This is a genomic window from Treponema brennaborense DSM 12168 (assembly GCF_000212415.1).
GTDB classification, from domain to species: Bacteria; Spirochaetota; Spirochaetia; order Treponematales; family Treponemataceae; genus Treponema_F; species Treponema_F brennaborense.
Map to the genome: position 1 here is coordinate 101484 of NC_015500.1, position 12714 is coordinate 114197.

Annotated in this window: 13 protein-coding genes; 3 read left to right on the forward strand and 10 right to left on the reverse strand. The window is 53.1% G+C overall.

Features of this window, described 5'->3' with window-relative positions:
- Positions 1-85: 85 nt before the first annotated feature.
- The 5 genes from TREBR_RS00435 to TREBR_RS00455 all read right to left on the reverse strand — a co-directional run bounded on the left by TREBR_RS00435 (position 86) and on the right by TREBR_RS00455 (position 5833).
- The gene (locus TREBR_RS00435; RefSeq protein ID WP_013757265.1) at positions 86-1696 is read right to left on the reverse strand and encodes a mannitol dehydrogenase family protein; all 1611 of its coding nucleotides are present in this window, start codon (positions 1694-1696) and stop codon (positions 86-88) included.
- Positions 1697-1707: 11 nt separating this feature from the next.
- Positions 1708-2787: a mannonate dehydratase gene (gene uxuA, locus TREBR_RS00440; RefSeq protein WP_013757266.1), complete on the reverse strand. Its 1080-nt coding sequence runs from the start codon at positions 2785-2787 to the stop codon at positions 1708-1710.
- A gap of 31 nt (positions 2788-2818) precedes the next feature.
- Positions 2819-4117, reverse strand: coding sequence for a TRAP transporter large permease (locus TREBR_RS00445; RefSeq protein WP_013757267.1), 1299 nt, complete (start codon positions 4115-4117; stop codon positions 2819-2821).
- 44 nt (positions 4118-4161) lie between these two features.
- Positions 4162-4695: a TRAP transporter small permease gene (locus tag TREBR_RS00450; RefSeq protein ID WP_013757268.1), complete on the reverse strand. Its 534-nt coding sequence runs from the start codon at positions 4693-4695 to the stop codon at positions 4162-4164.
- Between the two features lie 115 nt (positions 4696-4810).
- Positions 4811-5833, reverse strand: a complete 1023-nt coding sequence (locus tag TREBR_RS00455; protein WP_013757269.1) for a TRAP transporter substrate-binding protein — start codon at positions 5831-5833, stop codon at positions 4811-4813.
- A gap of 304 nt (positions 5834-6137) precedes the next feature.
- Between TREBR_RS00455 and TREBR_RS00460 the strand changes: the two genes are divergently transcribed.
- The 3 genes from TREBR_RS00460 (at position 6138) to TREBR_RS00470 (ending at position 9026) form a co-directional block, all read left to right on the forward strand.
- Complete coding sequence (locus TREBR_RS00460; protein ID WP_013757270.1) at positions 6138-7160, forward strand: zinc-binding alcohol dehydrogenase family protein; 1023 nt, start codon at positions 6138-6140, stop codon at positions 7158-7160.
- A gap of 32 nt (positions 7161-7192) precedes the next feature.
- Positions 7193-8209, forward strand: a complete 1017-nt coding sequence (locus tag TREBR_RS00465; RefSeq protein ID WP_013757271.1) for a zinc-binding alcohol dehydrogenase family protein — start codon at positions 7193-7195, stop codon at positions 8207-8209.
- Positions 8210-8300: 91 nt separating this feature from the next.
- Positions 8301-9026 (forward strand): GntR family transcriptional regulator, encoded by a 726-nt coding sequence (locus TREBR_RS00470; protein ID WP_013757272.1) that lies wholly within the window; start codon positions 8301-8303, stop codon positions 9024-9026.
- A 113-nt stretch (positions 9027-9139) separates the two neighbouring features.
- Here the strand turns inward: TREBR_RS00470 and TREBR_RS00475 are convergent, their stop codons facing one another.
- The 5 genes from TREBR_RS00475 to TREBR_RS00495 form a co-directional block, all read right to left on the reverse strand.
- Positions 9140-9940: a gluconate 5-dehydrogenase gene (locus tag TREBR_RS00475; RefSeq protein WP_013757273.1), complete on the reverse strand. Its 801-nt coding sequence runs from the start codon at positions 9938-9940 to the stop codon at positions 9140-9142.
- Positions 9941-10051: 111 nt separating this feature from the next.
- Complete coding sequence (locus TREBR_RS00480) at positions 10052-10522, reverse strand: chemotaxis protein CheW (protein WP_013757274.1); 471 nt, start codon at positions 10520-10522, stop codon at positions 10052-10054.
- A gap of 69 nt (positions 10523-10591) precedes the next feature.
- Positions 10592-11089 (reverse strand): chemotaxis protein CheW, encoded by a 498-nt coding sequence (locus TREBR_RS00485; protein WP_013757275.1) that lies wholly within the window; start codon positions 11087-11089, stop codon positions 10592-10594.
- 16 nt (positions 11090-11105) lie between these two features.
- A complete protein-coding gene (locus tag TREBR_RS00490) occupies positions 11106-11474 on the reverse strand; it encodes a response regulator (RefSeq protein ID WP_013757276.1) in 369 nt (122 codons plus the stop codon).
- Positions 11475-11617: 143 nt separating this feature from the next.
- Entirely contained in the window at positions 11618-12706 is a 1089-nt protein-coding gene (locus TREBR_RS00495; protein ID WP_245523721.1) for a protein-glutamate methylesterase/protein-glutamine glutaminase, read from the reverse strand.
- Between the last annotated feature and the right edge of the window lie 8 nt (positions 12707-12714).

Below are 12714 nucleotides of genomic sequence, written 5' to 3' on the forward strand. Positions count from 1 at the left end.
ACAATGCGCCGTAAAAAGGGTGAGGCTCCGCAAGCGAAACGCTTACGGAGCCTCATTCGTTTATGCGTACGGAGATTCGGTTCCGTTACGCCAGGTATTTTTTGAGCGTCGCGCGGACGGCGTGCGGCGCGGCGATCTGTTCCAGAAACATCGCTTCTATCAGGCCGCCTATTCCCGCTTCATACAGGTCGATGCCGAAAATATGCGCGTTCGACAGGATCGGTTTCAGCTGTCCGGTGTACGTTTCGGGCTTTCCCACCGTTATGCCGGCGAGCTGTGCGGTCAGGTCGGGAATCATCGGATCCGGAGAAAGCTCGAACGGGTTTCCTTCGTCGTCCCGTGCGAGCAGATACCGGCACCAGCCGGCCAGTGCGAGCGGGATTGCTTTCAGTTTAGCCGCGCTGCCGTATTTTTCAACGTACGATTTGATCGTTTCTCCGTAGCGGATGCCGACTTTCTGCGACGTGTCGGTCGCGATGCGCTGCGGCGTGTCGGGCATGAACGGATTGGGAATGCGCACGTTGATAACTTCGTCGGCGAACTTCTGCGGAGACAGAATTCCCGGATCCGTAACGACGGGCATTCCTTCGACGAGGCCGATTTCGTGTACCAATCGGCGCAGCTCGGCGTCTTTCATTTCATCGGCGATGAGCGTGTATCCGAGGACGCAGCCGTATACGGCGAGCGCGGTGTGCAGCGGATTCAGGCACGTGGTTACTTTCATGCGTTCGACTTTGTTAACCGTTTCGCGGTCGGTCATATATACGCCCGCTTTTTCGAGCGGCGGCCGCCCGTTGGGGAACGTGTCTTCAATAACCAGATACTGCGGCCCTTCGGCGTTTACGAACGGTGCGATATACGTTTTCTTTGACGTTATCACCGGTTTCATGTCTTCAACGCCGAGTTTTTCAAGTTCACTGCACACGGAATCCGCCGGGCGCGGCGTGATTTTATCGATCATCGACCACGGGAACGCCACCCGTTTTTCATCGGTAAGATACGAAGCGAATCCTTCACCGGTGAATCCTTTTTTGCGCCATTCGTCCGCCATCGTAACTATCGCGCGGCGCAGTTTTTCACCGTTGTGCGAACAGTTGTCCATGCTGACGACGGCGATCGGCGCTCCGCCGGCTTTGTACCGTTCGTTCAGCAGCGCACAGACGACCGCCATTGCCGAAACGGGTTTTTCAGGGCCGTTGTCGATGTCCGTTTTGATAAACGGAAAGTAAGCGCCGTCCGCGCCGGTTAAGGCGTATCCTTTTTCGGTAATGGTGAACGAAACCATTTGCAGCCCCGGATCGGTAAATATCCGTTTCAGCCGGTCCCATTCGGCGGCAACGGACGATCTGGCTTTAATCGCTTCGGTGAGCGAACCGAGCACCCGTTTATCCGTAGAACCGTCGGATTTGAGCGTAACCGCCAGCACCAGATTGTCGTACGGTGCGTAGATTTTGTCGGCTACGTCGAAGTCGAACGTTTCCACGCAGGTGATGCCCGTGTCGGTGTTCCCGCTTTCAAGAAGCGAATCGGCAATGCCGCCGATAAAAATGCGGAAAATGTTTCCCGCACCGAAGTGTACCCACTTCGGCGCCTTTTTCGTACGGTCGGCGACTGCCGCGATATCATAGGAAGGAAGAGAAATCCCCGCTTCTTTCCATGCCGTTTCGGCTTTCAATCCTTCACGCGTTAATTTCATAATTACCTCGATTATTGCTTGCGGGCGTGCTGTTTTTCAACGGCTTCCCATAATCCGCGAATGTAGGCGGCGCCGAGCGCGCGGTCGTACAATCCGTATCCGGGCATGGCTTTTTCGCCCCATATCATGCGGCCGTGGTCGGGCCGGATGGGACCGTCGAATCCTATGTCGTATAATGCCTTGACGATTTCGTACATGTCGAACGAACCGTCGCAGCTCAAGTGCGCCGATTCCTGAAAATCGTTTCTGCCGTCGTTAAATTTAAGATTGCGCACGTGTGCAAAGTGAATTCTGCCTTTCAGCGCGCGGATCATTGCCGGCAGGTCGTTGTCCGGATTCGTGCCGTACGAGCCTGCGCAGAACGTAACGCCGTTATGCGGATTATCGGTCATTTTCATCATGCGCCGGATGTTTTCCATATTCGTAATGATGCGCGGCAGTCCGAAGACGCTCCACGCCGGATCATCCGGATGGATCGCCATGTTGATGTCGTATTTGTCGCATACCGGCATTATCGCGTCGAGAAAATATTTGAGATTGGCGAACAACGCTTCGGCGTCGGTGTCTTTGTACATTTCAAACAGATCCTTGATTTTCGCCATACGTTCCGGTTCCCAGCCGGGCATAACGGTTCCGTTCATATCGCCCGAAATGGACTCGAACATGTTCGCCGGATCGATTTTATCGACGGCGGCCTGCGAATATGCCAGAACGGTGGAACCGTCGGCACGGACGCGGGCGAGTTCGGTTCTGGTCCAATCGAAAACCGGCATGAAATTATAGCACACCAGCCGCACGTCCGCTTTTCCCAGATTTTCAAGCGTTTTAATGTACGCGTCGATGTCTTTATCGCGCGCCGCGCCGCCGGTTTTGATGGCGTCGCTGACGTTCACGCTTTCTATGCCGGAAAGGGTGAGGCCTTCCGCTTCGATTTCCGCTTTAAGCGCGTTGATTTCCTGCGGCGTCCATAATTCGCCGGGCATTTTACCGTACAGAGTGGAAATAACTCCCGTCGCGTAGCAGGTCTGTCTGATCTGCCGTAAGGTAACGGTGTCGTGTTTGCTGCCGTACCATCTCATCGTCATTTGCATAACTTTACCTCTTTGCGTGTTTTTGTATCCGTCAACCGTCTATCCACTGAAGGGGAACGGTGATCAATTGCGGAATGAATATCAGTAAGAATACGAGTATTATTTGAAGAACATAATACGGCATTACTTTCGGTATCAATTTGTCCATTTTGACTTTACCGGTCGCACAAGCTACGTTCAGCACCGGACCTACCGGCGGAGAGGTCAGGCCGAGTACGTTTGCGAGCGTAAAGACGACGCCGAAATATACCAGATTGATGTTCGCCGCACGCAGCAGCGGTAACATGATCGGCGTCATGATCAGAATCGTCGGTACGACGTCCACGCACGTTCCCATCAGAATGATGATCACCTGAAGCACGAAGTTGAGCAGCATCGGATGTTCGACGAGCGGCGCGAGCGACTGCGTGATGAGCTGCGGAATTCGTGAGATTGTCAGAATATACGCGGCAACCTGTGCCGCCGCTGCGAGGAACATGACGACTGCGGACATTTTGGCCGCGCCGATAAAAGATTTGAAAATATCGCGCGGTTTCAATTCCCGATAGACGAACAGTCCGATCACGAGTGCGTATACGACGGCGACGACGCCCGCCTCTGTTGCGGTAAAAACGCCGCAACGCAGTCCGGCGATAATGATAATCGGCAGGAACAGCGCCCACATTCCTTCAATAAAACAGCGGACGGTTTCTTTGAACGTGGGCTTCGGTGTGTCTTCTTTGATGCCGTCTTTTTTGGAAACGAAAAACCAGACGATACACATGATGACCGTCAGATACACGGCGGGCGCGATTCCGCCTAAAAACAGCGATTTGATGGAAACGCCGGCGGTAACGCCGTACACGATCATCGGAACGGACGGCGGCATGATCGGAGCCACGAGGTTTGCGCTCGCCAGCAGTCCGGTTGCCTTTGCCCGATCGTATCCGGATTTAACCATCATGGGGATCAGAATTGCGCCGAGCGCCGCGGTGCTCGCGACGGCCGACCCGACGAGACTGGCGAACATCAGACATGCCAAGATAGTTACGTAACCGAGTCCGCCGCGGACGCGGCCGACGAAAATATTGCAAAATGAAATGATCCGCTTGGTCAGTCCGCCGCGGTTCATCAGTTCACCGACTAAAATAAAAAACGGCAGCGCCATCATGGTGACCGAATCGGTTCCGCGCATGAGCTGCGCCGCAACAATCTGCGGATTCGTAGCGCTTCCGCCCATGGAAAGCGCCGTTGCCGCCGCACTTAAAATGAGCGAATAGGCGATGGGTAATCCGAGCATTATTCCTATTACGAGGGACGCCAAAAAAACGACCGTATATACAGTTACCATATATATTCCTCCGGGAAATCAGCACGCGCGTGCGGTTTCCGTTTTCATTCCGCACTTGCGGCAATTTCTTCTTCCTGTTCCTCTTCCGAAATGGATACGAGCTGTACGACAGGAATTTTGAAAACGTACAGTCTGATAATGTTTACGATTGAAATGATGATGATCGCCGCCCCGGTGAGCAGTCCCGAAGCGTATACGAGATACGTGGGAAAATGCGTTGCCACCCATTTGTCGTTCAGGTTTTGCAGAATGAGCCCCCAGCTTCCGGTTGCGAGTATTCCCATCAGCCAAATCACGCAGACTTGTACGAGCGTGTATACGATTTTTTGCAGAACGGGCGGAAATTTCAGTAACAGTGTGTCTATAAGCAAATGCCTGTTGTCGCGTGCAGCTCCTATCGAGCCCAAATATACCAGATAAATGAAACACAGGCGTGCGATTTCTTCCGACCACACGAAGCCTTTGTTAAATACGTATCGCAGTACGACGTTCATGAATACCAGAATGATCATCGCTGCCAAAAAAACCGCAATAAGTATTTCAATTCCCTTGAACAAGCCGTCCATAATTTTTTTCACGGCGCTATCCTCCTTTCTCTCTACGGAGCCGAAACCGCGTTGTCGCAGCATGAAAACGCGGCCCGACTCCTCAGGCTGCCTGCGGAACGCATGGTTCCGAAGCAGCCCGTTTTGCTTAGTAAGCCTTGATCTTATCGGTCAGATCTTTGGCCCAGGTCTGTTCCGCGTACAGTTTGTCGGTCAGCGGTTTGATTTTGCTGATGATGAGCTGCTGGTCTTCGGGAGTGCATTCGGTAACGGTCAAACCTCTGTCGCGCAGCGTTTTGCGGTCAACGTCCACGCTCTTGATGTATTCCGTCCATGCCGTTTCAGCGGCCGCTTTCGCTGCGTTCGTGACGATCTTCCGATATTCGGCGGGCAATTTGTCAAAGAACGGCGCGCTTACGATGATTTCAAGCGTCGCGATAATATGATTCGTTTCATAGACGTATTTCTGTACCTGATCGAAGCTCTGGCTCAACACGGTAACCATGCCGTTGTCCTGTCCGTCGACGACGCCCGTTTCCAGTGCGGAAAACAATTCGTTCAGCGGAATGACTTGCGCACTCGCACCGAGGTTCTGCGCGATTCCGACGTGAATCGGATTGGACGGCATACGGAATTTTTGTCCTTTAAAATCGGCCACGCTGGTGAGTTTTTTGTTACTGGTGAACGTACGCGCACTGTTGGGGCCCCAGGCGAGCATGTATACGGTGGGAAACTGCGCGTGAAACTGTGCGTTCAGTTCCGCCGCAATCGTTCCTGTCCAGACTTTATGTGCGTGTTCCAGATCGCGGTACAGAAAGGGCCAGTCGGAAATCATACTTACCGGCCATTCCTGATTGAATGGCGTTCCCACGACTGCCATTTCTATTGTACCGTTGCGTACTCCGTTCCACAAGTCGCCCTCGTTTCCGAGTGTTCCGTCGGAATAAATTTCAACGCTGACGGCGCCGCCGGTTTTTTCTTCTACCTGCGTTTTGAATACGGATGCCATCGCCCGGCCCATCGGATGTGTAGCGCCCCAGTTGTCGCCCACTTTAAGCGTGTATTTTGACGTTCCTCCGTCGCGGCCGCCGGCAGCAAAGACGGCGCCCGATGCCGATCCCAAAATGAGAATGCACGCAGCGGCGAGTGTTTTTTTCATTGACAGTTTCATGTGAACCTCCTTGATGTGTGCAAGTGTAATTTTACTTGCATGGTAATATGTTAGTATGCAAGTTTCCTTTTGTCAAGTTTTTTTTATCGATGTTTGATAGATGTTCGATTTTCGGGTAAAAAGCGTCGTTTCTGTCCGTTTATCCGTCCGTTCTCACCCGTTTTGTCCTTTTTGTCCGTTCTCCCGATCGATCGGGCGATCTATTCAAGCAGCAGGAAAAAAATGTTGACAGTCTTTGTTCGTCATGCTAGCATACTTACATGTAAGCGAAAAGCACACGTATGAAAAACGTGGAGGAATGTAAATGAAAGCAGTACAGATTGTAAAACCGGGCGAATTGCAAGTAATCGACATGGAAGAACCGGTATTGAATGCGGCGGACAATGTTCTTATAAAAATGACGGCCGCGGGTATCTGCGGTTCCGACGTCGGAATTTATCACGGTACGAACGCAGCCGCCACGTATCCGCGGATCATCGGCCATGAAATGGTCGGCCGCGTCGTACGGACCGGCCCCGGCGTAACCGCGGTAAAACCTGGCGACAGGGTTATCGTGAATCAAGTTACCAGCTGCGGAACGTGCTATCCGTGCCGGAAAGGACGCGGCAACGTGTGCGACCGGCTGAAAGTCCGCGGCGTGCACATCGACGGCGGCTACCGCGAATACATCGCGGTTCCCGAATCGGACTGCTACGTGCTGCCCGATTCCGTTTCCGACGCGGACGCGGTTATGATTGAACCGACGACGATTGCTATTCAGTCCTGTACGCGCGCGGAATTGGTAAAAGACGATATGCTGCTGCTGTTCGGGTCAGGAGCGCTCGGCAGTTCGATTTTGAAAATTGCCCGGCTGCGGTGCGATACGATTATCGTGGCGGACGTGGTTGAGTCAAAGCTCGAAGCCGCGCGCAAAAACGGCGCGACCCGCACGATCAACGTTCTCACTGAAGATTTGACCGAAAAAGTCAAAGAATATACCGACGGTCACGGCGCGACCGTTTCCATCGACGCCGTGTGCAGCGCCGACTCGCTGCTGAAACTGCTTGAAGCGACGGGAAACGCCGGCCGCGTTATCACCATGGGATTTTCCACCGCGGCGACTCAAATAAATCAATTCGTCGTTACCTCGAAAGAGCTGGACGTGCGGGGTTCCCGCTTACAGAACCGGATGTTCGGTAAGGCGATCGACCTTATCGTCCGGGGCGAACTCGACTTGAACGGAAGCGTTTCCCACACGTTCGCGCTTGCGGACGCGCAGAAAGCGTTCGATTTTATCGATTCGCACGATCCGTCAATCCGGAAAATCGTACTTACGTTTGACGAATGAAAAATCCGCACCATAAAGAATAGGAGATATGTATGAAAGCGATTAAAATTGAAAAACCGTGGGAAGTTTCCCTCGTCGAATTGTCCGAACCCGTTCCCGAAAACGGACAGGCGCTGATAAAAGTAAAAGCTGCCGGTATCTGCGGAAGCGATATCGGTGCGTTCCGCGGAACAAACGGACTGGTGTCGTATCCGCGCGTCATCGGGCATGAAATTGCCGGAGAAATCGTGTCGATTAACGGAGAGCCGGCCGGATTCAAACCGGGCGATAAAGTCGTCGTGGATCCGTATCTGTACTGCGGCAGCTGCTATCCGTGCAGCATCGGGCGGACGAACTGCTGTACGAGTCTGAACGTACTTGGCGTGCACGTCGACGGCGGTATGTCCGAATACTTCTGTCATCCGACGCATATGCTGACGAAGATTCCTGACGGCATGACGTGGGAACAGGCGGCGATGGCTGAGCCGCTGACCATTTCGCTGCACGGAATTCATCGCGGCGGACTGAGCGCCGGCGAATACTGCGCGATTATCGGTGCGGGTCCCATTGGTCTGGTAGCGGGAATGGTTGCGCAGGCGTACGGCGCGCACGCGATTTTACTCGACTTGGTTCAGGAACGGCTGGATTTTGCGGCTTCGCTCGGTATCGAGTTCACCGTTAATTCCGGAACGGAAGACGCTGCGGCGCGCATCCGCGACATTACCGGCGGCACGATGGCACAGCAGGTGATGGAGTGCAGCGGCTCGAACGTCGGGATCAGAAGTTCGCTCGACTTCGTCAGCCACGCCGGGCGAATCACGCTGACCGGCTGGCCGAAGCGCGAAACGTCGCTGCCGACCGATCTTATCACAAAAAAGGAAATCGATATCCGCGGCGCCCGCACGAGTGTCGGCGAATTCGCCGAAGCGCTTGAACTCATCTCGAGTAAAAGAGTCGACATGCTGAAAATTCTGACGAAAACGGTTCGTTTGGAACAAGTGCCCGAAACACTCGCCGATATCGAAAAAAATCCCGAAAACTATATGAAAGTGGTTGTCCTGACGGAATGAGTGCGCTGCAAACAGCGGCGAGTTCGTGAAGATTAAAGCTTTTTTATTTATTCCATATATGGTATTATGTACGCATTAAGGAAAACGGAAAATGACAGACAGCACAGCCACTCAGGACAGAAGCGTACAGGCGACGGTGTACACGATATTGAAAAACAGCATTATGAGCTTTCAGCTTAAACCGGGCACCGTAATGAGTACGCAGGAAATCGCGACGAAACTGCAAGTCAGCAGAACGCCGGTACGCGAAGCGTTTATCCGGCTGCAGCGCGACGGTTTGGTCGATATTTTTCCGCAGAAGGAAACGATCGTTTCCCGCATCGATCTGCAGCGTGTCTGGCAGGAACGTTTTATCCGCGAAGCGCTGGAATGTACCGTTTTGGATTCCGTCGCGGCGAACCGAACTGCCGAAAACCTCGCGCCGCTGCACGCCAATATCGAAATGCAGCAAAAGGTTTTCGCCGCCGGTGATTATTATGAATATATGCGGCTCGACAACGAATTTCATCATTTGCTGTTTACGATCGGCGGGCAGGAACTTGCCTGGGAAACGGTTATGGACGTCAGCAGTCATTATGCACGCGTACGGTTTATAGCGGTGTGGACGGCGCAGATCATGGAAAAAAACATTTCGCAGCATCAGCGGCTCGTCTCGGCAATCGAAGAAGGTTCCGCCGAATCGGCGCATACGCTCATGAAAAAACATCTACATCAGCTCGAAACCGAAATAAAAGACATTGCGGTCAAATATCCTGATTTTTTCGTTTCCGCGGAAAACTCGAATCCCGCCCGCCGAGACATGCTGCTTTCACTTTGATAAAGAAAAAACGCCGCAGCCCGTTAGGAAGCTGTGGCGTCTTTCCGTTTGAAAATCACCGTTACCGTTTTGCACGTATGCGTGCTCGCTGCGGCTGCCGTTTTGCGTCGCCGTTACGGCTGCTTGCCGATGTAGGCGAGAATACCGCCGTCGACGTACAGTACGTGCCCGTTGACGAAATTCGACGCGTCGGATGCCAGAAACACTGCCGGTCCCATGAGGTCTTCCGTCGTTCCCCACCGCTCGGCGGGCGTTTTTGCAACGATGAACGCGTCGAACGGATGGCGCGAACCGTCTGCCTGGCGTTCGCGCAGCGGAGCGGTCTGCGGCGTTTCAATGTACCCCGGACCGATGCCGTTGCACTGGATGTTCGCGTGCCCGTATTCCGAGCAGATGTTGCGCGTCAGCATTTTGAGTCCGCCTTTTGCGGCCGCATATGCCGAAACGGTTTCGCGTCCCAGTTCGCTCATCATGGAGCAAATGTTGATGATTTTTCCGTGCCCGTTTTTGATCATTCCCGGAATGACCGCTTTTGAAACGATAAACGGTGCGTTCAAGTCCACGTCGATCACCTGACGGAACTCTGCGGCGGACATTTCGATCATGGGAATCCGCTTGATAATACCGGCGTTGTTGACCAGAATGTCTACGGTGCCGACTTCCTTTTCGATTTTCGCAACGGTTTCGGCAACCTGCGCTTCATCCGTAACATCGCATACATATCCGTACGCGGTGATTCCCTGTTCTTTATAGGCGGCGAGCCCTTTTTCCACCAGTTCGGGTTTAATGTCGTTGAATACGATTTTGGCGCCGTATTTGGCGAACGCGGTTGCGATGGCAAACCCGATGCCGTATGAGGCGCCGGTTATGAACGCCGTTTTTCCTTTCAGACTGAAACTGTCCGTATTGAACATATATACCTCCCGTATGCAGTCGAAGCGGCTGCATACAATAGAAGTATATAAGCAAAATCGGCAAAACGTTTGGACTTTTCTGCCGTTTTTTTGCGCAATAAAGCGTTATACTCAGGATACGTGCAGTGAAGCCGCTTCTTCTTCGGAAAAGATTTTGTCCACGTCCAGTATGACGATAAAACGGTCGTCCTTTTTACCGATGCCGCGGATAAACTCACCGGCTATGCTGTTTCCGAACTTAGGCGCGGGTTCTATGGATTTGTCGTCCAATTCGATCACTTCTTCAACGCTGTCGGCTATGGCGCCGAACGTCGTAACGCGCTCCGCCGCACCGCCGGAATGGCTTACTTCAAGTACGATGATGCGGGTGTTTTTATCATGCTCCGTCTGTTCGAGGTCGAACTTGGTGCGTAAATTGATAACCGAAATGCCTTCTCCGCGCGAATTGATAAGCCCTTCGACGTAATTCGCCGTGCACGGCAGCCGAACCGGCTGCGCGTATTCAAGCACTTCCTGTACTTGGGAAACTTCGACGGCGTACAACGTATCCTGTAATGAAAATGATAAAAACTGACGGTTCATATGTGGCTCCTGTAAAATTACCCGCGGCGGAGTTCCCGCCGCAGTTCTGCGGTTTCGCCGGCTGTGCGGTTACGCTTTCCGTTCGGCTGCGTCGGCTGCAGCAGCCGTGTTCATACACTGAATCTCTTCAAAAGTAAACACGTAATTTATATCGAGCATGATGATGAACTGTTCTCCGTGCTGCCCGATTCCGCTGATAAATTCGGAAGCGATGCTGTTCCCGACTTCCGGCGGCGTTTCTTCGGCGGAAGCGTCTATTTCCATAACTTCGTTTACCGAATCGGCGACCGCTCCGAACAGCGCCGTTTTTTCGGGATGATCGGGCGTGTTGATTTCAAGCACGATGATACGGGTGTCGGCGGTCGCTTCCGCGTCGGGAAACCCGAACTTCCGGCGCATGTTGACGACGGAAATGCTTTGTCCGCGTGAACGGATAAGTCCCGCTATCACCGGATCCGGGCAGGGCAGTTCCTGCGGCTGCCGGTATTCAAGTACTTCACGCACCTGCGTAACGTTTACGGCGTATAAAGACTCGTTCAAGGTAAATGTCAAATATTGATTGCTCATACCAACGCCTCCGCCGCTACCCGATGATTTTCTTGACGACGGCGATCAATTTCTCCGACGCGAACGGTTTCACTATCCAGCCCGTCGCTCCGGCGGCTTTTCCTTCCTGCATTTTGGAGTCTTGGTTTTCCGTCGTCAGTACGATGATCGGGGTGAACTTATATTCAACCGTTTGCCGCAGCTCCTTGATGAGTTGAATGCCGTCCATGTTCGGCATGTTGATATCGGTGATAATCAGGCCGAATTTGTCCGCTTTCGCCCTTACCAAACCGTCGGCACCGTCTTCGGCTTCAACGACTTCATATCCTTCTTGACTGAGGATAAAAGAAATACTTTTTCGGATTGAGACTGAATCATCTACTGCAAGGATTTTCTTGGATGCCATATCCCCTCCTGGATTGTCAAGTACGATTATACTTCTTTCCGAGTATATCACAGTTACGGATGAAAAACAACGGCAGCGCCGTTCTGCTTCAGGGATTACGCATTCCGTTCGACCGAAATCTGTTCACGCGTGCCCCCTGCGTTTTACTTGATCTGTCCGACGGCCTTTAAAACGGCCGCCGCGATGTTTTTAAGCGGGACGATTTCATCCACTCCGCCGGTTTTAACCGCTTCGCACGGCATACCGTACACGATACAGCTCGCTTCGTCCTGGGCGATCGTCCAGGCGCCGGTGTCGTGCATTTCTTTCATGCCTTTCGCACCGTCGTCGCCCATACCGGTCATAATGACGCCCACGGCGTTTTTACCGGCGTAGCGCGACGCCGAGCGGAACAGTACGTCTACGGACGGGCGGTGCCGCGAAACGAGCGGACCGTCTTTTACTTCCACATAATAGCGCGCTCCGCTGCGTTTAAGCAGCGTGTGCTTGTTTCCCGGCGCGATAAGCACGCGTCCGCGCACGACCGAATCGTCGTCTTCGGCTTCTTTTACGGTAACTTTGCAGAGCGAGTCCAGTCTGTCCGCGAACGATTTGGTAAAATGTTCGGGCATATGCTGAACGATTACCATTCCCGGTGCGTCGATCGGCAGCATTTCAAGAAATTCGCGCAGCGCTTCGGTTCCGCCGGTACTGGCGCCTACTACCACGACTTTTTCCGTAGTTTCAAGCGAAAGGCGCGCGGGCGCTTTATCGAGAATGACGTCCGCCGTCAGTTTGGGCTGTACCGTTCGGGAAAGCGAGTCCGTCGCGGCGAGCCGTTTTATTTTATTCCGGCTGTAATACGCCGCTTTCACCGCGTCGCAGATTCGGATCTGCGATTCCTGCAGGAACGCTCTGGTTCCCATCTGCGGCTTCAAAATCAGTTCCGCCGCTCCGTATTCCATCGCCTTAAAGGCGTTGTTGCTACCGTCTTCGACCTTTGAAGAACAGATGACTACCGGAATGGGATTGGTAAGATTGTTGATTTTCTTTAAGAACGTCAGCCCGTCCATGCGCGGCATTTCGACGTCGAGCGTGATAACGTCGGGACGGTCGGTCTGGATTTTCCGTACGGCGAAAATAGGATCCGAAGCCGTTCCCATCACTTCTATTTCGGGATCCGCGGACAGAATTTGCGTCATGGTTTCCCGGACTACCGCCGAGTCGTCTATGATAAGAACTTTAATCTTCATGTCGTTCC

Coding starts and splice junctions, on each gene's coding strand:
- TREBR_RS00490 (WP_013757276.1), bottom strand. CDS start 11,474: ATGGCATCCAAGAAAATCCTTGCAGTAGATGATTCAGTCTCAATCCGA.
- TREBR_RS00445 (WP_013757267.1), bottom strand. CDS start 4,117: ATGGTAACTGTATATACGGTCGTTTTTTTGGCGTCCCTCGTAATAGGA.
- TREBR_RS00495 (WP_245523721.1), bottom strand. CDS start 12,706: ATGAAGATTAAAGTTCTTATCATAGACGACTCGGCGGTAGTCCGGGAA.
- TREBR_RS00465 (WP_013757271.1), top strand. CDS start 7,193: ATGAAAGCGATTAAAATTGAAAAACCGTGGGAAGTTTCCCTCGTCGAA.
- uxuA (WP_013757266.1), bottom strand. CDS start 2,787: ATGCAAATGACGATGAGATGGTACGGCAGCAAACACGACACCGTTACC.
- TREBR_RS00460 (WP_013757270.1), top strand. CDS start 6,138: ATGAAAGCAGTACAGATTGTAAAACCGGGCGAATTGCAAGTAATCGAC.
- TREBR_RS00480 (WP_013757274.1), bottom strand. CDS start 10,522: ATGAACCGTCAGTTTTTATCATTTTCATTACAGGATACGTTGTACGCC.
- TREBR_RS00475 (WP_013757273.1), bottom strand. CDS start 9,940: ATGTTCAATACGGACAGTTTCAGTCTGAAAGGAAAAACGGCGTTCATA.
- TREBR_RS00485 (WP_013757275.1), bottom strand. CDS start 11,089: ATGAGCAATCAATATTTGACATTTACCTTGAACGAGTCTTTATACGCC.
- TREBR_RS00435 (WP_013757265.1), bottom strand. CDS start 1,696: ATGAAATTAACGCGTGAAGGATTGAAAGCCGAAACGGCATGGAAAGAA.
- TREBR_RS00455 (WP_013757269.1), bottom strand. CDS start 5,833: ATGAAACTGTCAATGAAAAAAACACTCGCCGCTGCGTGCATTCTCATT.
- TREBR_RS00470 (WP_013757272.1), top strand. CDS start 8,301: ATGACAGACAGCACAGCCACTCAGGACAGAAGCGTACAGGCGACGGTG.